General features: G+C 71.2%; 14 protein-coding genes, 1 tRNA gene and 1 other RNA gene. 9 read left to right on the top strand and 7 right to left on the bottom strand.

Annotation, left to right across the window (positions count from 1 at the left end):
* Positions 1–69: 69 nt before the first annotated feature.
* Together MA875_RS09255 and MA875_RS09250 are read right to left on the bottom strand one after the other, a co-directional pair.
* Complete coding sequence (locus MA875_RS09255) at positions 70–3,024, bottom strand: helix-turn-helix transcriptional regulator (RefSeq protein WP_248241977.1); 2,955 nt, start codon at positions 3,022–3,024, stop codon at positions 70–72.
* 88 nt (positions 3,025–3,112) lie between these two features.
* Complete coding sequence (locus MA875_RS09250) at positions 3,113–3,313, bottom strand: hypothetical protein (protein ID WP_248241976.1); 201 nt, start codon at positions 3,311–3,313, stop codon at positions 3,113–3,115.
* A gap of 157 nt (positions 3,314–3,470) precedes the next feature.
* Between MA875_RS09250 and MA875_RS09245 the strand changes: the two genes are divergently transcribed.
* Positions 3,471–4,550 carry a DNA glycosylase AlkZ-like family protein gene (locus MA875_RS09245; RefSeq protein WP_248241974.1) on the top strand — a complete coding sequence of 360 codons (1,080 nt, stop codon included), beginning with the start codon at positions 3,471–3,473 and terminating at the stop codon, positions 4,548–4,550.
* A 16-nt stretch (positions 4,551–4,566) separates the two neighbouring features.
* On the opposite strand, the gene MA875_RS09240 is transcribed toward MA875_RS09245, so the two are convergent.
* A complete protein-coding gene (locus tag MA875_RS09240; protein ID WP_248242124.1) occupies positions 4,567–5,610 on the bottom strand; it encodes an LLM class flavin-dependent oxidoreductase in 1,044 nt (347 codons plus the stop codon).
* 26 nt (positions 5,611–5,636) lie between these two features.
* Positions 5,637–6,269 (bottom strand): LON peptidase substrate-binding domain-containing protein, encoded by a 633-nt coding sequence (locus tag MA875_RS09235; RefSeq protein ID WP_248241973.1) that lies wholly within the window; start codon positions 6,267–6,269, stop codon positions 5,637–5,639.
* Positions 6,270–6,373: 104 nt separating this feature from the next.
* On the opposite strand from MA875_RS09235, the gene MA875_RS09230 reads away from it, so the two are divergent.
* The 3 genes from MA875_RS09230 (at position 6,374) to MA875_RS09220 (ending at position 8,816) form a co-directional block, all read left to right on the top strand.
* The gene (locus tag MA875_RS09230; RefSeq protein WP_248241971.1) at positions 6,374–6,871 is read left to right on the top strand and encodes a DUF427 domain-containing protein; all 498 of its coding nucleotides are present in this window, start codon (positions 6,374–6,376) and stop codon (positions 6,869–6,871) included.
* Between the two features lie 42 nt (positions 6,872–6,913).
* Positions 6,914–7,002 (top strand) — tRNA-Ser (locus MA875_RS09225).
* A gap of 323 nt (positions 7,003–7,325) precedes the next feature.
* Complete coding sequence (locus MA875_RS09220) at positions 7,326–8,816, top strand: dicarboxylate/amino acid:cation symporter (RefSeq protein WP_248241970.1); 1,491 nt, start codon at positions 7,326–7,328, stop codon at positions 8,814–8,816.
* A gap of 175 nt (positions 8,817–8,991) precedes the next feature.
* On the opposite strand, the gene MA875_RS17805 is transcribed toward MA875_RS09220, so the two are convergent.
* Genes MA875_RS17805 through MA875_RS09205 form a run of 3 tightly spaced genes read right to left on the bottom strand, consistent with a single transcriptional unit; the run spans position 8,992 to position 13,544 of the window.
* On the bottom strand, positions 8,992–11,271 hold the full coding sequence (locus MA875_RS17805) for a transglutaminase TgpA family protein (protein ID WP_248241969.1): 2,280 nt from the start codon (positions 11,269–11,271) through the stop codon (positions 8,992–8,994).
* Positions 11,258–12,508: a DUF58 domain-containing protein gene (locus MA875_RS09210; RefSeq protein WP_248241967.1), complete on the bottom strand. Its 1,251-nt coding sequence runs from the start codon at positions 12,506–12,508 to the stop codon at positions 11,258–11,260. Before MA875_RS09210 ends, MA875_RS17805 begins: the two co-directional genes overlap by 14 nt.
* A 4-nt stretch (positions 12,509–12,512) precedes the next feature.
* Entirely contained in the window at positions 12,513–13,544 is a 1,032-nt protein-coding gene (locus MA875_RS09205) for an AAA family ATPase (protein ID WP_248241965.1), read from the bottom strand.
* Between the two features lie 113 nt (positions 13,545–13,657).
* On the opposite strand from MA875_RS09205, the gene ffs reads away from it, so the two are divergent.
* The 5 genes from ffs (at position 13,658) to MA875_RS09180 (ending at position 20,592) form a co-directional block, all read left to right on the top strand.
* Positions 13,658–13,754: signal recognition particle sRNA small type (ffs, locus tag MA875_RS09200), an RNA gene on the top strand.
* Between the two features lie 45 nt (positions 13,755–13,799).
* On the top strand, positions 13,800–15,956 hold the full coding sequence (gene pta, locus MA875_RS09195) for a phosphate acetyltransferase (protein ID WP_248241963.1): 2,157 nt from the start codon (positions 13,800–13,802) through the stop codon (positions 15,954–15,956).
* Positions 15,953–17,194, top strand: a complete 1,242-nt coding sequence (locus tag MA875_RS09190) for an acetate/propionate family kinase (RefSeq protein WP_248241961.1) — start codon at positions 15,953–15,955, stop codon at positions 17,192–17,194. Before pta ends, MA875_RS09190 begins: the two co-directional genes overlap by 4 nt.
* 123 nt (positions 17,195–17,317) lie before the next feature.
* Entirely contained in the window at positions 17,318–18,064 is a 747-nt protein-coding gene (locus tag MA875_RS09185) for an HAD family hydrolase (RefSeq protein ID WP_248241959.1), read from the top strand.
* Complete coding sequence (locus MA875_RS09180) at positions 18,061–20,592, top strand: glycoside hydrolase family 65 protein (protein ID WP_248241958.1); 2,532 nt, start codon at positions 18,061–18,063, stop codon at positions 20,590–20,592. The genes MA875_RS09185 and MA875_RS09180 overlap by 4 nt, the downstream gene beginning before the upstream one ends.
* Positions 20,593–20,658: the final 66 nt, after the last annotated feature.

Genomic DNA, 20,658 nt, shown 5'->3' with positions numbered 1-20,658 from the left:
CCCTTCGTCCCGCGGCCAGCCTACGACGCCCATCGGCTGGGCGAGAGGAACGGGTCGACGGGGTGACTCTCACGGTGCCCCGACGGCGCCCGCACCCGAGCTGAAGAGCGCGGCCGCCTCGGCACGGTTGGAGGCGCCGACCTTCGCCAGGATGGCCGAGACGTGCACCGATGCGGTCTTCGGGCTGATATAGAGCCGGGCCCCGATCTGTGCGTTGGTGAGGCCCTGTGCGACAAGGGCCAGGACCTGACGTTCGCGGGGGGTCAGGCCCAGGGACACGGGAGCGAGGGGGGTGGCGCCGGCGGCCGGATGGATTCCCGCGCGTTCGACCAGATCGTGAGCCCAGAACGCCACGCGGGCAAGACCCGCCGGTGGTCCCTGCGAGATGATCCGATCGAGCTCGGCCGCGGCCGCTGTCCGCTCCCCGGCGTCGATGAGAGCGGCGGCGAGGCTCAACCGGGCGACGAGCTGGTGACGTACGGGCAGAACGCCCTCTCCCTCGGCATCCACGATGCCGCGCCAGCGGCGGGCGCGATCCACGGCGCTCCGACCGTCGGTGTCGGCTGACAGGGCGTCGATGAAGTCGAGGATCTTCGGAGTGAGACCCGTTCTCGGCCATTGCTGCGCCGCCCCCGCGAGGCCGTCGCGAAGAAGGGAGAGATCCTCGGCGGCGCGCTCGCCGACGTCGCTACCCGACAGGGCGCGGATCATCATCGCCGCCGTGATGGCTGTGAACCGTCGGGCGGCAGCCGCCTTGCCCTCTCCCACGACGGCCCGGAGTCGTGCGATCCGCTGCTCCCACGCCGCGCCGCTCTCCGCGCCCACGGTCACCCGCAGCCCGGCGGAGGACATCAGCACCGCGTCGACCGTCTCCTGCTCCCACCAATCGTGCTTCTCGGGGTGGGCGTGCCGGGAGGCGTCCATGGTGGCGCGTTTCTCGAGCAGCAGAGCGTCGCGTTCGGCGGGCTGATCGTTCCAGGCGTGATGGGTGGCCAGCAGACGGATCACCGCCGCGCGGGACGGACGGTCCAGCAGCCGACGGGCGCGCTGGGCGTACCGCTTCGCTTCCTCGGGCCTGCCCGCGCAGAAGTGAGCGTGCGCGATCTGCACGGCCACCGATCCGCCCGATCCCCGTTCGATCCCGCCGCGCACCGCGTCGGCGAAGTGGGCTTCTCCCACCGCCGTCGCCTCGTCGTATCGTCCCAGGCGAGCGAGCAGGTCGACGTACGCAGCACCGACGTATACCCGCACGGCGGGATTGACCTGCAGCCCGAGAGCCCGCTCGAGCGGGGCGAGAGCGGCGACCTCGTCACCCATGGCGTCGGACTGTCGCCAGGACTCGTTGACCAGGGCGATGGCCAGTGCCACCTCGTCGCCGGCTCCCTCCGCCAGGGTCACGGCCCTGCGCAGGTACGCCTCCGCTCGCCCGTCCGGGTAGCTCAGAGCGAGGTTGGACAGAATGCGGGACTGCAGGACGCGGGATGCGTCGGTGTCGATCCCCTCGAGCAGGGCGATGGCGCCGAGGAGCTCCTCGTGATCGGGATTCCGATCGGTGTTGAACTCCTGCACGATCTTCTGGCGAATGAGCGCGGCGTGCACGAGCGGATCCTGCGGATCGGCCGCGAGACCCTCCTGGGCGGCCCGGAGCGCGCGCTCCGGATCGCCGAGGTCGTGCCACGCCTGAGCGGCATCGAGATGAAGCTCAGCCAGGGTCGTCCCCGATCGCGTTGCCGCATCCGGGACCTGGGACCACAGCTCCGTGAGCCTTTCCGCGAGCTTGACCGAGGTCGCCGGGGCGAAGGTGGCGCGAGAGTGCTGCAGTGCGCGAACGGTGGCGTCGAATGCGGGTGTCAGTTCACGGGCGATCAGCCAGTGTTCGGCGATCGCCGACAGCGCCTCGGGAGCCTCCGCGCGGTGGGTCGCGAGGTGTTCGGCGTACCGCCGGTGGATCCGCACGCGCTCGCTGGGGAGCATCTCGTCGTGGACCGCCTCCTGGGTCAGCGCGTGCCGGAAGGTGTATCCGTCGCCCTCGGCGAGGATGAGGTGGGACGCGATCGCCTCCCGGATGGCCTGGTCGACGACGCTGTCGTCTCGGCCCGCCACCGCGGCGAGGACGGCGTGCTCGGTGTGCATGCCGCCGGCGGACATGACCCGCGCGATCTCCTGCGCGGTGTCACTGAGCCGCGTGTAGCGCGCGAGGACGAGCTCGCGGAGCGTGTCGGGCAGCTCCGCGCCGCCGAGGTCGACGAGTTCCTCGACCAGGAACGGGATCCCGCCGCTGCGTTCGACCAGAGCGGTCAGTGCCGTGTCGTCCAGGTCCGCGGCGAGCGACGCCACCTGCTCGGCCACCTCGTCCGCGGTCAGGGGCCGCAACTCGATGCGGACGATCGCGCGCGTGCGGTCCAGTTCGGCGAGGACGGGACGCAGGGGGTGGAATCGGTCGATGTCGTCCGATCTGTAGGTCGCCACGATCGTGAGGTGGCGGCCCCGCAGGGTACCGGCGAGTGTCTTCAGGAGGGTGAGCGTCGCCGCGTCCGCCCACTGGAGGTCCTCGATCACGATCACGAGGTGCCGCGACATCGAGAGGTTCTCGAGAACCGCTTCTATCGCCTCGGCGAAGTGGCTCGTCGGCACAGGCGGTGCCGACATCTCGGTCTCGATGCCCGGCACGAACGCCGCGAGGGTGGCCGCGGCCGCGGGTGATCCGGCCGCCTCGCGCAGCGGCTCGGTGCCGATCGCGGCGTGCAGATCACGCAGCACGCGGCGCACCGGTCCGAACGGTGCCCCGATCGGGCCGAGGTCGACGCATTGACCGACGGCGACCACCGTCGGCAGCTGCGCGTCTGTCGCTGCCAGAGCCTCGTTCAGGAGCTCCTGCACTAGGCGGGTCTTCCCGATGCCCGCCTCGCCGCGCACGACGACGGAACGCGGTGTGCCGTTGCGAGAGGCCTCGAGTGCTTCCCCGAGAATCTCCCATTCCGCGGCACGACCGACCATGCGAGGGCTCGAAGCGGGCGCGGGCATGGTCATATGGTGACACTGGCCTTCGGCAGATTCGAGGGGCTGCGGGGCGTCCGCGCCGTCCGCGTTCCGCAGCCGAGGCAGAACGCCCTCATGTCGCGGGTCCTGCCAGTACGAAGCAGTCGGCGGTGGCCGCGGGCCTCCGATTCGCTTCGCGGACGCCGCGCGCCGCGGCATCCGCCTTCCTCGCCTCGAGCTGCCGGGCCTGCGCCTGTCGCAGACGCAGGTCGGACGCCAGGTTTTCCGCCCGCTGCGCGGCCATCCGGCTCGCGGCGTATGTCATCGCATCCATCGAACATCCTCCTGTCATCGACTCCGCGTCGACTCTGCTCTCTGAGGCGGGGACGGTGTATCGGGCGATCGCCCTATTCCTGCACGCGGTCCGATCCGGCCGGCTAAGACGCCGCACTCCTCGACAACGGGCCGGGGCACCAGGGGATACTCGACGCGTGGCGCACCGACTCACCCGAGACCAGGCCCGGCGCATCATCGTGCGCGCGCAGCTGCTGGACGCCGATCGACCCGGGGACGTCGTGGAGGTGGCCGAGCAGCTCGGGTACATCAAGATCGACCCCACCTCGGTGATCGCGCCGTGCGAGCACACCGTGCTGTGGTCGCGGATCGGTTGGTCGTATGAGAGCGGACAGCTGAAGAAGGCGGTGGAGGTCGACCGGCTGCTGTTCGAGTTCCAGGGCGCGTTCCACCCGATGAGCATGCTGCCCCTCTTCCGTCCCGCGATGCGTCGCCATCCGGAGCGGGAGAGCAGTCGACACTGGCTCGCGGCGAATGCCGCGTTTCGCGCCGATGTCCTCTCACGTCTTCGCGCGGAGGGACCGCTGACCTCTCGCGACATCCCCGATACCGCTGCCGTGGCCCAGCGCCCGGATGGATGGTCGGGATCGAACCAGGTGCCGCTGATGCTCGACCTTCTGGCGCGGCGCGGCGAGGTGGCGGTGACCCGGCGCGAAGGCCGCACCCGGGTGTGGGATCTCGCCGAGCGGGTGTACCCGGCCGATCTGCCCGAGGTCGACGACGAGACCGCCGCGCACGAGCTGCAGACCCGTCGGCTCAGGGCCGCGGGAATCGCGCGGGAGGGGTCGGGGTGGTCGCGCGTGGGGAAGGCCGGTGTGGCGGCGGAGGTCGAAGGATCGACCTGGAGATGGCGGGTCGACCCGGAAGCCCTCGAGGCCGCCGACCGAGAGGTCGACGGCCGGGTGGCCCTGCTCAATCCGTACGACAGCATCCTGTTCGACCGCCCACGCCTGGCGGAGGCGTTCGACTTCGACTACGTCCTCGAGCAGTTCAAACCCAAAGCGGAGCGCCGCTACGGCTTCTTCGCCCACCCGGTGCTGATGGGAGACCGCTTCGTCGGGATGGTGGACGCCGAGGTCGATCGCGACAACGAGGTGCTGCGTGTGAACGCGGTCCACGAGTTCGTGGCGTTCGACGCCGAGGAGACCGACATGGTGCGCGCTGAGATCACAGACCTCGCCGGGTGGCTCGGGGTGCGCGTCTCGGGGCTGGCGTAGGAGTCGACGCCGGCGATCAGCTCGCCACGAGACTCTGCGTGGACGGCACCCATCCGAGGTGGGGTGCCACGTGCCGGGCGAAGGACTCCACGAGTCGCAGGTTGAATGCGACGCCGAGCTGGCTCGGGATCGTCAGCATCAGCGTGTCGGCACTCATCACCGCGGCGTCCTCCTTCAGCTGTTCCACGAGCACGTCGGGGGCGGCGGCGTAGGTCTTGCCGAAGGTCGAGCGGAAGCCGTCGATGTAGCCGACGCCGTCGCCGTCCTGCCGACCGCCGAAGAACATCTCGTCCTCGGCGGTGGTGATCGGGAAGATCGAGCGGCTCACCGACACCCGCGGTTCCCCGGGGTGACCGGCCTCTCGCCAGGCGGCGCGGAACGCGTCGATCTGCTCGGCCTGGAGCACGTCGAAGGGCAGACCGCGGTCCTCGGTGAGGAGGGTCGACGACATGAGGTTCACGCCCGTGCGGCCGGCCCACTCGGCGGTTTCGCGGTTGCCCGCACCCCACCAGATCCGCGAGCGCAGGCCGGGGGAGTGGGGCTCGATCCGCTGCAGTCCGGTTCCGCCGCCGAAGGGGCTCGAGGGGTCGCGCTCGGCGATGCCGTGGCCATCGATCGCGTGCAGGAAGGTCGCGAAGTGCTCGCGCGCGAGATCGGCACCCCGCGGGTCCTTCGCGCCGGTGTACCCGAACGCCTCGTAGCCGCGCACGACGGTCTCGGGTGAACCCCGGCTCACGCCGAGCGCCAGGCGCCCGCCGGAGATGAGGTCGACCGACGCGGCCTCCTCGGCGAGGTACAGGGGGTTCTCGTAGCGCATGTCGATGACCCCGGTGCCCATCTGGATGTGGCGGGTCCGTGCCGCGATCGCGGCGAGCAGCGGCATGGGCGAGGACTGCTGGCGGGCGAAGTGGTGGACGCGGAAGGCGATGCCGTTCACCCCGAGGTCGTCCATGCCCTGGGCGAGGTCGATCGCCTGGAGCATCGAGTCCCCGGCGGTGAGCTGACGGCCTCCGCCGAGCGGGCCGTAGTGACCGAAGGACAGCGTGCCGAAACTCTTCATGCCGAGCACAACCCGCTCGGGCCGATTCACATTCCCGAGAATGGATCGGATGCCGCGTCACCGCCGATGACGGGTTCGATGTCGAGGGTCATGTCGATGATCTGCCGCAGCAGGCCGCCCATCGTGGTGGCCTGCAGCAGGGTGAATCGGTCGAGTTCGCCGAGCGGTGCGATCGCCGCGAGCTGCCACGCCGATCCGACCGGGTCTTCCGACAGCTCGATGTTCGGGTCGTAGGAGGCGAGCCCCGCAGCATCCGCCTTCCCCAGAACCCGGCGCACGATGCTCTCGGCCTCGGTGCGCAACGGGGTGAGCGCGTCGTCCCAGGTCAAGGCGGGGAGGGGGGTCACCTCCGCGAGGGGGTGCGGGTCGTCATCCAGCCAGGCGTCGACCCTGATGCGCTCGTCGCCCACCGCGAGGACGAAGATGTCGTCTTTGCCGACCTGCACCTGCGCAAGCCGGGCCAGCGTACCCACCGAGGTGCGCTGATCGCCGCCGCCTGCCTCCGGCCCGCGCTCGATGAGCACCACGCCGAATCGCGGATCCTCCTCGTCGAGGAGCCGTCCGAGCATCGTGAGGTAGCGCGGCTCGAAGATCCGCAGCGCCAGCGGCGCGTGCGGGAAGAGCACGCTGCCGAGGGGGAACATCGCCACCTGCGTCACCCCCTCAGTCAACCAGCGGATGACGCGGGGAGGGCGATTTCGCGCCGGTTCGCCGCTGTTCGGCATCCCGAGCCGCCGCCTCGCCTCGGGCGTAGCCTGAGATCATGCGTCATCCGTCACCGGACCCCGTGGCACCGGGGCAGGAATCGGTCTGGGACTACCCGCGGCCACCGCGGATCGAGAAGGTCGACGCCCGCGTCACGATCGTCCTCGGCGGCGAGCTGATCGTGGACACCGGCGACGTGGTCCGTGTGCTCGAGACCAGCCATCCGCCGGTGTACTACCTGCCGATCACGGCGTTCGTCGACGGCGCGCTCACCGACGGCGTCGGCTCGTCGTTCTGCGAGTTCAAGGGTGCGGCGCGCTACCTCGACGTCCACGGCGGCGGGGAGCATCGACCCGCCGCAGCGTGGAACTACCCGCGGCCGAGCGCCGGGTACGAGCTGCTGGCCGATCGGGTCGCCGTATACGCGCAGGTGATGGACCGCTGCACGGTCGACGGCGAGACCGTCACCCCCCAACCCGGAGGCTTCTACGGCGGGTGGATCACCTCGCGCGTCGCCGGACCGTTCAAGGGCGTCGTGGGCTCGATGGGCTGGTGACCGCGCCGAGGCGGCCCCGGGCTGCGTGATAAAGTCGGCGACGGAAGCGTGTCCGAGCGGCCTAAGGAGCATGGCTGGAATCCATGTAGGCGGGGTAACTCGCCTCGCAGGTTCAAATCCTGTCGCTTCCGCGTCGAGGCCCCTCGTCCCCCCGGGATGAGGGGCCTCTCCCTTTCCCCCCGCCCCGCCCCTCGCCCCGCCACCCGCCCGCCCGCCCGCCCGCCCGCCCGCCGAGAGTGCATCTGGGCGCCGAGAATGCGGGTGAACCCCGCGCCTTCGGCGCCCAGATGCACTCTCGCCGCGGGAAGGGGCGAAGCGAGGAGCGGCGCGGGGGAATGATCGCGGGGGTGGGGGTCGTTGTCATCCGGGGTCACACGTCGACAGCCGCCGCGCGGCGCGTCGTAGCCTCGACCCGGCCGTTCCCCCCGGACGGCCGACCCCCCACAGGAGAGACATGAGTTCTGCCACGAGCGCTTCCCCCGCACCCTCCCGGCCCACGACGCCGGAGAAGTCCCGCAGTCGCCGGATCCTGACCTCGTTCGGATTCCAGATCACCCTGGCTCTCGTGCTCGGGGTCGTCCTGGGGTTGGTCGCACGGCAGATCGGCCCGCTCGCGGACGGCGCTCCGAACGCGCTCGTCGCGACGTTGAACACGATCGGCGACTCCTACGTCACTCTGCTCAAGACCGCGGTCATCCCGCTCGTCTTCTTCGCGATCGTCGCCAGCATCGCGCAGCTGCGGCGCGTGACGAACGCGGCGCGACTGGCGGGTCAGACGCTGCTGTGGTTCGCCGTCACCGCGCTCATCGCCGTCTCGATCGGCATCGTGCTCGGCGTCACCATCCAGCCCGGTGCCCGCGTCGACGAGTCCGCGCTGACCGCCGCCGAGCCGGCGACGGTCGGCACCTGGTGGAACTTCCTCGTCGGCCTCGTGCCGCAGAACGTCTTCGGCCTCACCGTGTCGACGTCGGTGGACGCCGAGACGGGCGCCGCCGTGTCATCCGTCGGTTTCAATGTGCTGCAGGTGATCGTCATCGCGGCCGCGGTCGGCATCGCCGCACTCAAGCTCGGGCGTCGCGCCGAGCCCTTCCTCGCCTTCACGGAGTCGACTCTCAAGGTCATCCAGCGCGTGCTGTGGTGGATCATCCGCATCGCGCCGCTCGGCACCCTCGGCCTCATCGCCTCGGCCGTCGTCGAGTACGGCTGGGAGAAGCTGACCACCCTGGCGTGGTTCGCGCTCGCCGTCTACGCGGGCCTCGCGCTCGTGCTCTTCGTCGTCTACCCGACACTGCTCCGCAGCCACGGTCTGTCGATCCGGCAGTACTTCTCCGGCGTCTGGCCTGCCGTCCAGCTGGCCTTCGTCAGCCGGTCGTCGATCGGCACGCTCCCGCTGACCCAGCGCGTGACCGAGCGGAACCTCGGCGTCCCCCGCGAGTACGCCTCCTTCGCCGTGCCGTTCGGCGCGACGACGAAAATGGACGGCTGCGCGGCGATCTACCCGGCGATCGCCGCGATCTTCGTCGCCCAGTTCTTCGGCATCGACCTGTCGATCTGGCAGTACGTGCTCATCGCGGTGGTCTCGGTCGTCGGCTCGGCCGCGACGGCCGGCACGACGGGGGCGACCGTGATGCTCACGCTGACGCTGTCGACGCTCGGCCTGCCGCTGGAAGGTGTCGGCCTGCTGCTGGCGATCGACCCGATCCTCGACATGGGGCGCACCGCGGTCAACGTCGCCGGTCAGGCGCTCGTACCGACGATCGTCGCCAAGCGCGAGGGCATCCTCGACGCCGGCCTGTACGACGCGCCCCGCGGGCACGTGCCGTTCGACGACGATTCCGCGGATGGGGATGACTCCCGGGCGGATGCTGCGGATCGTCCCGCCACGGACGAGTTCGAGGGCCCCTCGGCGGACGCGGCCGCCGAGCGGCTGCCTTCCCCGCGCTGACCCCCACCCCCACCTCCGCCTCCCGCCCCCGCCTTCCCCCCCGGCTGACCCCTCACCCCCGGCGAGAGTGCATCGGCACGCCGAGGATGCGGGTACACCCCTCGTCCTCGGCGCCCCGTTGCACTCTCGCGGGAACGGGAGGGGCGGGAGGGGCGGGGCGACAGCGGCCGGGGCGTCAGCGGGCAGGGCGGGAGGCGCCGCGACCGGCGCCGGCGTAGAGCGACCCCGGGCGGATGATCAGCGAGCGCGGCACGACGAGGGCGAGGAGCCGCCGCCCCGGCGGCGCCGCCGCCAGCAACCCGGCCCTGACCTCGCCCGCCGCCGTCGCCGTCGCCTCGCCCTGGCCGAAGCCGTGACGCCCGCCCGGTGCGTAGCTGGCACGCTCGATCGCGCGGATGAGCACGCCCATCGCATCGGCGGGGGCACCCGCCTCGGCGATCAGGCGGGCGCCGAGGGCGCGCGGGCTCTCGCTGACCGGCGACGGGATGCCGAGGTCGATCGCGGTGTCCTGAACGACTGCCCACGCCGCGGCCGCATCTCCCGCCCGCGCGGCGGACAGCTGCTGCCGGCGGCGCAGCTCGCGGACGAGGAGCGGGATGGCCAGCACGACGAGTACGGCGAGGACCGCCGTCACCGCCGGGAGCGCGTCGACCGCGTCGTCGGGGGCCGCCGTACCGGCATCCGGGGTCAGCGGCTCACCGGTGTCGGGGTCGACCGCGTCGGGAACCTCTGCGGGAGTCGACGGCGCGGGAGCGTCGTCGGCGCCGTCGGCGGTCTCGCCGGGAGCGGAGGCCTCGGGGGAGAAGCGCGTCGGCTGACCGAGACCGTTGGTGGGTTCGAAGGGGATCCACCCGACGCCCTCGAAGTAGATCTCCGGCCATGCGTGGAGCTGACCCGACATCACCGAGTACACCGTCTGGAAGTCCACGGCGTCGCCGGTCGAGGTTCCCGGCAGGTACCCCACGACGATGCGGCTCGGCATGCCGAGGGTGCGCGCCATCAGGGCGAACGCCGAGGCGTAGTGCACGCAATAGCCCTCCCGCACCTCGAGGAAGCGGGCGACCGCCTCGGCGCCGCTGCCGTCGAAACCCTCCTCGACGGGCGCTTCGAGCGAATAGCGGAAGTCGGCTCCGCGGAACCAGCTCTGCAGCGCCAGGAGCGCGTCGTAATCCGACGCCGCCCCGGCTGTCACCTCGGCGGCGAGCTCGCCGACGATGGGAGGCAGATCGACGGGCAGCCCGAGGGTGTCGGCGCGCACGCCCTCACCTCCGGCCGACCGGGCGCGGATCTGCTCGAGCGTGGGGCGGGGGACCCGGGAGATGACCTCGTAGTCCTGCCCCTGCGTCCCGCCCTGCCGTGCCTCGACGGTCCGGTTGTAGGGGAACGCGCCCCACACCCCGTCGAGCCCTTCGATGCTGGTCGCGGGGTAGGAGACCGGAAGCCAGGTGGAGTTGAGGTTTCGGATCTCCACCGTCGTCGAATACTCCGCGACCTGGATCTCGGGATCGACCGGCAGGGCCGTGAGCGCCTCGGCGCTGTCGAGCGGATAGGAACGCCCGCTGTCGGGCTCCCACACCGCCCCCGTGAACTCGGTGAGGGTCGTGGCCCGGAGGTACGGCGGGGTGGGGGCGTCGCTGCGCATCTGCAGCACCTCCACCTCGCGGGGTCGGCGAAGGTCGTCACCCAGCTGGAGGGTCGCGTCGATGCCGGGTCCCGGCCCGAGATTGCCCGTTGCGGGTCGGATCACCGGTTGGGGCAGGAGCGGGGTGGCGACGAGCGCGACCACGACGGCGATGGCGCCGATGCCGACCGCTGTCGCCGAGACACCGGTGGCGCGGGTCGCTTCCGCGCTTCCCGGCTCCTCCCGCATGCGGGTGTCGGTGCGGATGAGGAAGAGGATCGCCGCGGCCAGGAGGACGAACGCCACCACGTCGATCTCGGCCGGGACGGCGATCGCCGGGATGAGGGAGACCGCGATCAGCCCGACGCCGGCCAGAAGCGGCATCCGGGCGGTGAGCACCACGTGGTCGATGACGACGGCGAGGAGCCCCGTGGCTCCGACGATCAGCATCGACAGCGGCGCGCTCGGGGTGAGCGGCGCCACACCGAGGGCGATCTCCTCCCCGGCGGCACCCAGGATGTCGGGGATGTCGCGGAAGGTCTCCACGGCCGGGATGACGAAGAGGAAGGCGCTGTCGCGGAGGAACACCACGGTGACGAAGGCCACCCACACCACGACCTCGATGAGCGACACCGCGACAGCCGGCAGGCGCAGGCGACGCGCGACGTACCCGGTGGCGAGGACCGCGGCCACCAGCACCAGGGTGCCGAGGAGCCATCCGGTCGGCCGCACCACGCGCATGAGCGGGAGGAGCGCGGCGATGAGGGCGGCGAAGACGCCCGCCGTGAGGAGGAGGTCGGCGCCCCTGCGCGACGCGGGCTCAGCGGAGGGCACGGCTCACCCCCCGCTCGCCGGCGGCGGCCCACTCCTGCACGAGGTCGCCGTCCGGGTCGAGATGCACGGCATGCCAGCCGATGTCGCCCGCGCGGTCCAGCGCGCCGCTGCGCGGCGAGGCGGCCAGCAGCACGGCGAAGGTCGAGTGGTGCACGATCGGTGCCAGAGCGTCGACGTCTGCGGGGTCGAGCCGTCCGGTGAGGACGATGATCGGCCCGGTCATGACCCCGGCGAACTGGCGTGCCAGGCGCGGCAGGTGGTCGTCTCGCCGGGCGGTCACCGTCGCGAACCGGGTGACCAGGTCGTCGACGGCGGCGGTGTCGCCGCCGTCGATGCGCTCGACCAGCTCGGTGCCGTCGGTGTCGAGCACGCTCACGCCGTACCCGTCCCGCACCAGCCGAAAGACGACCGACACGCACGCCGACACCGCGGTTTCGAAGGCGTCGTCAGCGCCGGGTTCGTGCAGGGCCTCGGTCGACCATCGCAGGACGCCGCGGTCGAGCACGACCGTCGCCTCGGGCGTGGCCTCCTGCTCCTCCTGCCTGACCATGAGCTCGTCGCGATGGGCGGTTGCGCGCCAGTGGATGCGGCGCATGGAGTCACCGGGAGCGTACGGACGCGCGATCAGGTTGTCCGCGCCCTGGCCGGGCTGATTGTTCTGCGTCTGCAGGGTTCCCCCGGCTTCGCCGGCGAGGCCCGTCAGCGGCGGGAGGTCGATGACGGCGGGAGCGACGGTGACCCGGGTGCGCTGGCCGTACAGCGTGCTCCGGCGGGCAAGCGCGAACGGATCGGCGGAATCCACCCGCAGGGGGCCGAGATGATGGATGCCGCGACGCACCCCGGTCACGGTGTAGGCGAGGTCGACGACCCGATCCGAGCCGCGCAACCCGGAGCCGAGCGCGGGGAAGACCCCGCCCGCCCTGCCGTCCAGCCCGGCGGGGAGGGCGTCCGCCCAGGTGCCCGGCGGCGTGGGCAGGGCGGTGCGCACTCCGACCCGGACCCGCACGACGGACGCGCGACCGACCCCCACGGTGTCCGGTGCCAGTGAGCGGGTGACCGAGTCGGCGTGGCGGGTGAGGTAGAGAGAGGCCACCGCGGCCGCGAGGACGGCGACCAGCAGCATCCCGAAGTACATCAGCTCGGGGATCCCGACCTCGTTCGCGACGATGAAGCAGACCAGCGCCAGCAGCGCCGCGCCGGTTCCGCGAAGCGTCAGGGGCCACAGGCGACGGAGCATCGCGTCACTGCCGAGCGGCGATCGGCACCCGCACGCTCGCGGCGATCTGCTCGAGGACCGAGGAGATGACCTCGGTCATCGACTTCGCCCGAGCGCCACCGGCGGATCGGGTCGGGATGAGTCGGTGGGCGAAGACGGGGATGAGGAGGGCGGTGATGTCGTCGGGGATGACGAACCCCCGACCGTCCAGGGCCGCCCAGACCTTCGCCGCACGCACGAGCTGCAGGGTGGCGCGGGGGCTCGCGCCCAGGCGCAGGTCGGCGTGGGTGCGGGTGGCCGCGGCCAGCGCCACGGCGTAGTCCTCGATCGCCGGTGCGACGTGCACGGCGCGCGCCCAGGCGATGAGACCGGCGATCTGCGGCGCCGAGGCGACGGGCCGGATCGCTTCGAGCGGGTTGACCGTCTCGCGCTGGCGCAGCATCAGCGCCTCGGAGCGCGCATCGGGATACCCCATGGAGATGCGCATCATGAAGCGGTCGCGCTGGGCTTCGGGCAGGGCGTAGGTGCCCTCCATCTCCAGCGGGTTCTGAGTCGCGACGACGAGGAACGGGTCGGGGAGGAGATGTGTCGAGCCGTCGACGGTCACCTGTCCCTCCTCCATCGCCTCGAGGAGCGCCGACTGGGTCTTGGGGGAGGAGCGGTTGATCTCGTCGGCGATGACGATGTTGGCGAACACCGCGCCGTGCTTGAACTCGAACTCGCGCGCGACGGGATTGAACACGCTCACCCCGGTCACGTCTCCCGGAAGAAGGTCGGGAGTGAACTGGATGCGACGCACCGTGGCATCCACGCTGGCGGCGAGAGCCCGCGCGAGCATCGTCTTGCCCACCCCGGGGACGTCCTCGATGAGGAGGTGCCCTTCGGCGAGCAGGCACACCAGGGCGCTGCGCACCGCCTCGGGCTTGCCGTCGATCACCCGCTCGACCGACGCCACGATGGACTCGGTCAGCCGCGCGAACTCCTCGGCGGAGGCCGGCCGATCGGGCAGGGCGGGTCGGGTGGGCGCGACCTGCTCGGTCGTGACGGGATGATCCATGTGGTCCTCTCGGACGGCGCGCGGGTCGAGCGTCGGCGCTCGTTATGCGATCGTAACCGCCACGGGGACAGGGGGGCCTGGGAATCCTCCGACCTCTCCCGGGGTACACTGGGCACAGCTCTCCGCGAGGCGGCATCCAGGCCAACTCCCCCAGGACGGAAACGTAGCAAGGGTAACCAGGCTCTGCCGGGTTCGCGGAGAGTCTTACTTTTCCCGGGGCGTGCCCGGTGAGAGCCCCGCCCATAGGCTGGTCGCGTGGCGCAGAGCATCTACATCACCTCCGCCGAAGGTCACTCCGGCAAGTCGACGATCGCCCTGGGGGTCCTCGACGCCCTGAGCCACGCGGCGTCGCGGGTGGGCGTGTTCCGCACCATCGCGCGCTCCACCACCGAGCGCGACTACGTGCTGGAGATGCTCCTCGACCACGACGGCGTCGACCTCGCCTACGAGGACTGCATCGGTGTGACCTACGACGATGTGCGCCGCGATCCCGAGCTGGCGCTCGCCACGATCGTCGAGCGCTATCACGCCGTCGCCGCGGCCTGCGACGCCGTGGTGATCCTCGGCAGCGACTACACCGATGTCGGCAGCCCGGCCGAGCTGACCTACAACGCGCGTATCGCGGTGAACCTCGGCGCGCCGGTGCTCCTCGTCCTCGGCGGACGCGCGCAGCACGGGCAGGGCGAGCAGCTGGGGACCACCCTGGCCCGCACCCCCGCGGAGATGGGACAGATCACCGCGCTGGCGCTGGCCGAGCTCGCCCACGAGCGGGCCGAGCTCTTCGCCGTCGTCGCCAACCGCGCCGACCCCGATCGCCTTGACGAGGTCGTCTCCGCGATCTCGGCGGTGGTCGCGGGCGCCCGCGGGGGAGGCGGCCCCGGTGCCGACGCCGCCCGACCGGTGCCCGTCTGGGCGCTCCCGGAGGATCGGCTGCTGGTCGCTCCCTCGGTGCGCGACGTGGCCCGCGCTGTCGACGGGCGCCTCATCAAGGGCGACGCCGACCTGTTCACCCGCGAGGTGCTCGGCGTGGTCATCGCCGGGATGTCGATGGTCAATGTGCTGCCGCGCCTGACCGAGTCGGCCATCGTCGTGATCCCCGCCGACCGCACAGAGGTGCTGCTGGCGACGATCCTGGCGAACGCCTCGGGAACCTTCCCGAGCATCGCCGCCGTCATCCTCAACGGTCCCTTCCCCCTGCCGGAGCCCGTCGACACCCTGATCGACGGTCTGGACTCCTCCCTTCCGATCATCGCCACCGACCTCGGCACGTACGACACCGCCGTGAGGATCATGGGCACCCGTGGGCGGCTGGCCGCCGACTCTCAGCGTCGATACGACACCGCGCTGTCGATGTTCGAGCGCCACGTCGACACCGAAACCCTCGTCACCGCGCTCGGGCTCGCCCGACCCACCGTCGTCACGCCGCTGATGTTCGAGTACCGCCTCCTCGAGCGCGCACGCGCCGAGCGGCGTCGGATCGTCCTCCCCGAGGGCGACGACGACCGCATCCTCCGGGCTGCCGCGACGGTGCTGGCGCGGGGAATCGCCGACCTCACGATCCTCGGCGAGGAGATCGAGGTGCGAAACCGCGCGATCGAGCTCGGCATCGACATCCGGGCGGCCGAGGTGATCTCGCCCTTCGACGCCGTGCACGTCGACCGCTTCGCCCGGGAGTACGAGCGACTCCGCGCCCACAAGGGGGTCACCTACGCGCAGGCGGCCGACACGGTGACCGACGTGTCGTACTTCGGCACGCTCATGGTGCACCTGGGGCTCGCCGACGGGATGGTCTCGGGCGCGGCGCACACGACGGCCCACACCATCCGGCCGGCGTTCGAGATCATCAAGACCAAGCCGGGCGTCTCCGTCGTCTCGAGCGTCTTCCTCATGGCCCTCTCCGACCGGGTGCTGGTGTACGGCGACTGCGCCGTCATCCCCGACCCGACCGCGGAGCAGCTCGCGGACATCGCGATCTCGTCGGCGGCGACCGCCGCGCAGTTCGGCATCGAGCCCCGGGTTGCGATGCTGTCGTATTCGACCGGGGAATCGGGCTCGGGCGCCGACGTGGAGAAGGTGCGGGCGGCGACGGCGCTGGTGCGGGAGCGTGCGCCGGAGCTGCCCGTCGAAGGCCCGATCCAGTACGACGCCGCCGCCGACGCCGCCGTCGCCGCGGCCAAAGCGCCGGGCTCTGCCGTCGCCGGGCGGGCGACGGTCTTCGTCTTCCCCGACCTCAACACCGGGAACAACACCTACAAGGCGGTGCAGCGTTCCGCCGGTGCCGTCGCGATCGGCCCCGTGCTCCAGGGGCTGAACAAGCCCATCAACGACCTCTCGCGGGGCGCGCTGGTCGACGACATCGTCAACACCATCGCCATCACCGCCATCCAGGCGCAGGGGGAGGGGGAGCGGTGAGGCCGGTCCTGGTGGTCAACAGCGGGTCCTCTTCGTTCAAGTACCAGCTCATCGACATGACGGGGGAGACCCTGCTGGCCTCGGGCCTGGTGGAACGCATCGGCGAGCAGGGCCCCGGCCGGGCGATCCACACCGTCCACCAGGCCTCGACCACGGGCCCGGCGACGACGATGGTCGACGCGACGTACGAGCGCGAGCTCCCGATCCCCGATCACACAGCGGGCTTCGCGGTCATGCTCGAGGCCTTCGCCGACAACGGTCCGTCGCTGGCCGACACCCCACCCGTCGCGGTCGGCCACCGGGTGGTCCACGGCGGTGCGCGCTTCTTCGAGCCGACGCTCATCACCCCCCTCGTCGAGATCAACATCGACGAGCTGTCGGTGCTCGCTCCCCTGCACAACCCGGCGAATCTCGCCGGGATCGTCGCCGCGAAGAAGGCGTTTCCGGGCGTCCCGCACGTCGCCGTGTTCGACACGGCGTTCCACCAGACCCTGCCGCCGGCGGCCTACACCTACGCCATCGACGCCGAGCTCGCCGCCGCCCATCGCATCCGGCGCTACGGCTTCCACGGCACGAGTCACAAGTTCGTCAGCGAAGCGGCCGCCGCCTTCCTCGATCGACCGGTCGCCGAACTCCGCCAGATCGTCTTCCACCTGGGCAACGGCGCGTCGGTCACCGCGATCGACGGGGGTCGCTCGGTGGAGACCTCCATGGGTCTCACGCCGCTGGAAGGTCTGGTGATGGGTACCCGCTCGGGGGACGTCGATCCGGCGGTGCTCTTCCAGCTCTCCCGTCGCGCCGGGCTCTCCATCGACGAACTCGACGCGCTGCTGAACAAGCGCAGCGGCCTGCGGGGCCTTGCCGGGGTGTCGGACATGCGCGACATCCAGGCGGGCGTCGATCGCGGCGACGCCGCAGCGACACTGGCTTTCGAGGTGTACGTGCACCGCCTCCGGGCGTACGCCGGCGCGTACCTGGCCCAGCTCGGCGGGGTGGACGTGATCTCGTTCACGGCGGGTGTGGGCGAGAACGCCCCGCGGGTCCGGGCCGCGGCGCTGGAGACGCTCGGGTTCGCCGGCGTACAGCTCGACCCCGCGCGCAACGAGGCGCGCGAGCGCGGCATCCGGATCATCTCCCGCGAGGATTCCGCGGTCACCGTCCTCGTCGTCCCGACCGATGAAGAGCTCGAGATCGCGCGGCAGACGCTTACCGTCGCGGGTGGTGCCGAGGCGCTGTAACGCGCTCGAAACCGGAGCGTCCACCGGCCCCGATCGCGGGCCACTACGCTTTATCCGACCCGCTCGCTGCTCCGTTCCGCACCCCCCCCGAACACGGAGCCTCGCTTCGCGTATGGAGACCCCGTGACCGCCCCCGCCCTTCCCGACCTCACCACCTACGACGGCGTGCTGTTCGACCTCGACGGCGTGCTCACCCCGACCGCCGAGGTGCACATGCACGCGTGGCGGACGATGTTCGAGGAGCTGTTCGCCGCGTGGGAGGTTTCGCCGCCCTACAGCGACGCCGACTACTTCGCCCACCTGGACGGCAAGAAGAGGTACGACGGCGTGGCGAGCCTCCTGCGCAGCAGGGACGTCGAGGTGCCCTGGGGCGATCCGTCCGACCCGTCCACGGCCGACACGGTCTGCGGCATCGGCAACCGCAAGAACGACGTCTTCGCGCGTGTCCTGCGCGAGGAGGGGATCGCCCCCTACCCGGGCTCGGTCGCGCTCCTGGACCTCCTCATCGCCGCGGAGGTGCCGATCGCGGTGGTGTCGAGCTCGAAGAACGCCGAGGAGGTGCTCCGGGTCGCGGGCCTCCGCGACCGCTTCCGGGTCGTGATGGACGGGGTCATCGCCGAGCGCGACCACCTCGCATCCAAGCCCGCGCCCGACGTCTTCGCCGAGGCGGCGCGGATGCTGGGTGTCGACCCGGCGCGCAGCGCGGCCGTGGAAGACGCACTCAGCGGTGTGCAGTCGGCGGCGGCGGCGGGCTTCGGTCTCGTCGTCGGTGTCGACCGGGGTGCCGGAGCCGAGACGCTGCGCGACGCCGGTGCCCACGTCGTGGTGAGCGATCTCGCCGAGCTGGTGGAGAAGGAGATCCCGGCATGATGGACCGCGACCGGTTCCCCGTCGACCCCTGGCGGCTGATCGAGAAGCGGTTCTCGCTGGAGGATCAGGGCGTGACCGAGACGCTGTTCGCGGTCGGCAACGGCTACGTCGGACTCCGCGGGAACACGCCCGAGGGACGCCACGCCCATGAGCACGGCACGTTCATCAACGGGTTCCACGAGACCTTCCCGATCCACCATGCCGAGCAGGCCTACGGCTTCGCCGAGGTGGGGCAGATCATCGTCAACGCGCCCGACGCGAAGATCATGCGGGTCTACGTCGACGACGAACCGCTCTCGCTCGACGTGGCCGACGTGCGCGAGTACCACCGTGAGCTCGACATGCAGAGCGGTGTGCTGCGCCGCCGCGTGCTGTGGGTGACGCCCTCGGGCAAGGAGGTGCAGATCGAGGACGAGCGGATGGTCTCGTTCGAGGAGAAGCATCTCGTCGTGCTCCGCCTCGAGGTCACCGTGCGCAACGCCGACGCCCCGGTGACGATCAACTGCCAGCTGATCAACCGTCAGGACGGCGAGGACGTGTACGGCGGATCCCCCGCGCCGGCCAAGAAGGCCGGGTTCGACCCGCGCCGCAGCGAGAAGATCCACGAGCGGGTGCTCCAGCCCAAGGAGTACTGGCAGGACCGGGACCGCTCGGCCCTGGCCTACCAGGTCAGCGACTCCGGGATGACGCTGGCCGTCGTCGCCGATCACGTCGTCGAGACCGAAAACCACTACTCCGCCCGGGGCATCGTCGAGCCCGACATCGCCAAGAACGTCTTCCGGGTGCAGGCGCGCGCCGGCGTTCCCATCCGTGTGACAAAGCTCGTCAGCTACCACACCTCGCGCGGCGTGCCGGCCCGCGAGCTCGTCGATCGCTGCCGTCGCACCATCGACCGCGCCCTCGCCGAGGGCGTGGCGCACCAGTTCGAGCGGCAGCGCGCCTGGCTCGACGCGTTCTGGGCGCGCAGCGACATCCGCATCGAGGGCCAGCCCGAGATCCAGCAGGCCACCCGCTGGTGCCTTTACGAACTGGCTCAGGCCGCCGCGCGCGCCGACCAGCAGGGGGTTCCCGCCAAGGGCATGACGGGTTCGGGCTACAGCGGTCACTACTTCTGGGACACCGAGGTGTACGTCCTGCCGTTCCTGGCGTACACGACGCCGCTGTGGGCGCGCAACGCGCTGCGGATGCGCTATCTCATGCTGCCCGCCGCGCGCCGGCGGGCCTATCAGCTCAACGAGGCCGGTGCCCTCTTCCCGTGGCGGACCATCAACGGCGAGGAGGCCTCGGCCTACTATGCCGCGGGCACGGCGCAGTACCACATCAACGCCGACGTCTGCTTCGCGCTGGCGAAGTACGTCCGGGCCACCGGCGACACCGACTTCCTCTATCGCGAGGGGGTGGACATCGCGGTCGAGACCGCACGCCTGTGGACCACGCTGGGCTTCTGGCGCACGTCCAACGGTGACGCGATCGAGTCGTTCCACATCCACGGCGTGACCGGGCCCGACGAGTACACCACCGTCGTCAACGACAACCTCTTCACCAACGTCATGGCGCGCTTCAATCTGCGTTTCGCCGCGCGGACGCTCCGAGACATGGCCGAGAGCGACCCCGACGCCTACCGCGCGACCGCGGAGCGGCTGTCGCTGGACCCGGCGGAGCCCGAGCACTGGGAGCGCGCCGCCGAGGCGATGCACATTCCGTTCAGCACGGCGCTGGGCATCCACCCGCAGGACGAGATCTTCCTCGAGCGCGAGGTCTGGGACCTCGAGGCCACGCCGCCCGACAAGCGTCCCCTCCTGCTGCACTTCCACCCGCTGGTGATCTACCGCTACCAGGTGCTCAAGCAGGCCGATGTGGTGCTCGCCCTGTTCCTGCAGGGGGAGCACTTCTCCGACGAGGACAAGCTCGCCGACTTCGAGTACTACGACCCGCTGACCACGGGCGACTCGACCCTCTCGGCTGTCGTGCAGACGATCCTCGCGGCCGAGGTGGGCTACCAGGAGCTCGCACTGGAGTACTTCCGGCAGGCGATCTTCGTCGACCTCGCCGACCTCCACCACAACGCCGCCGACGGGGTGCACGTCGCCTCGGCGGGCGGGGTGTGGACGGCGCTCGTCAGCGGCTTCGGCGGTATGCGCGATCATGCCGGCGAGCTGTCGTTCGATCCGCGGCTGCCCGCGGGGTGGGAGGAGCTGGCGTTCCCGCTCCGCTGGCGGGACACGCCCGTCCACGTCGCGATCCGCGCCACCGAGATGCGGGTGCGGATCGAGGGGGAGGCGCCGCTCATCTTCACTGTGCGGGGAACCCCCTACGTCGTCGCCCCGGGCGAAGAGGTGCGCGTCCCGCTCGAAGACCAGGGACCGGTGATCCCCGGCCGCCCGTCGCTGACGCAGTTCGCCGACGTGCGTCTGGAAGACGGCACGACCCTCTCGGCGTCGGTGCCCACGGTGACGGCCTCCATCCCCATCATCACCTCGCCGGTCACGGCTGTGGGCGGCGAGCCGGAGCCCGTGGGCGAGCGGTGATCCGGTCGCGTCCGGGGCGCGGGAAGCCGGCAGAACGGATGTCGGGGGCACGCCGTAGGCTGTTCG

The sequence above is a fragment of the Microbacterium kunmingense genome, from assembly GCF_023155745.1.
Classification (GTDB): Bacteria; Actinomycetota; Actinomycetes; order Actinomycetales; family Microbacteriaceae; genus Microbacterium; species Microbacterium kunmingense.
The sequence above is the reverse complement of the archived record's forward strand: the minus strand, read 5'-3'. Positions and strand labels throughout refer to the sequence as shown.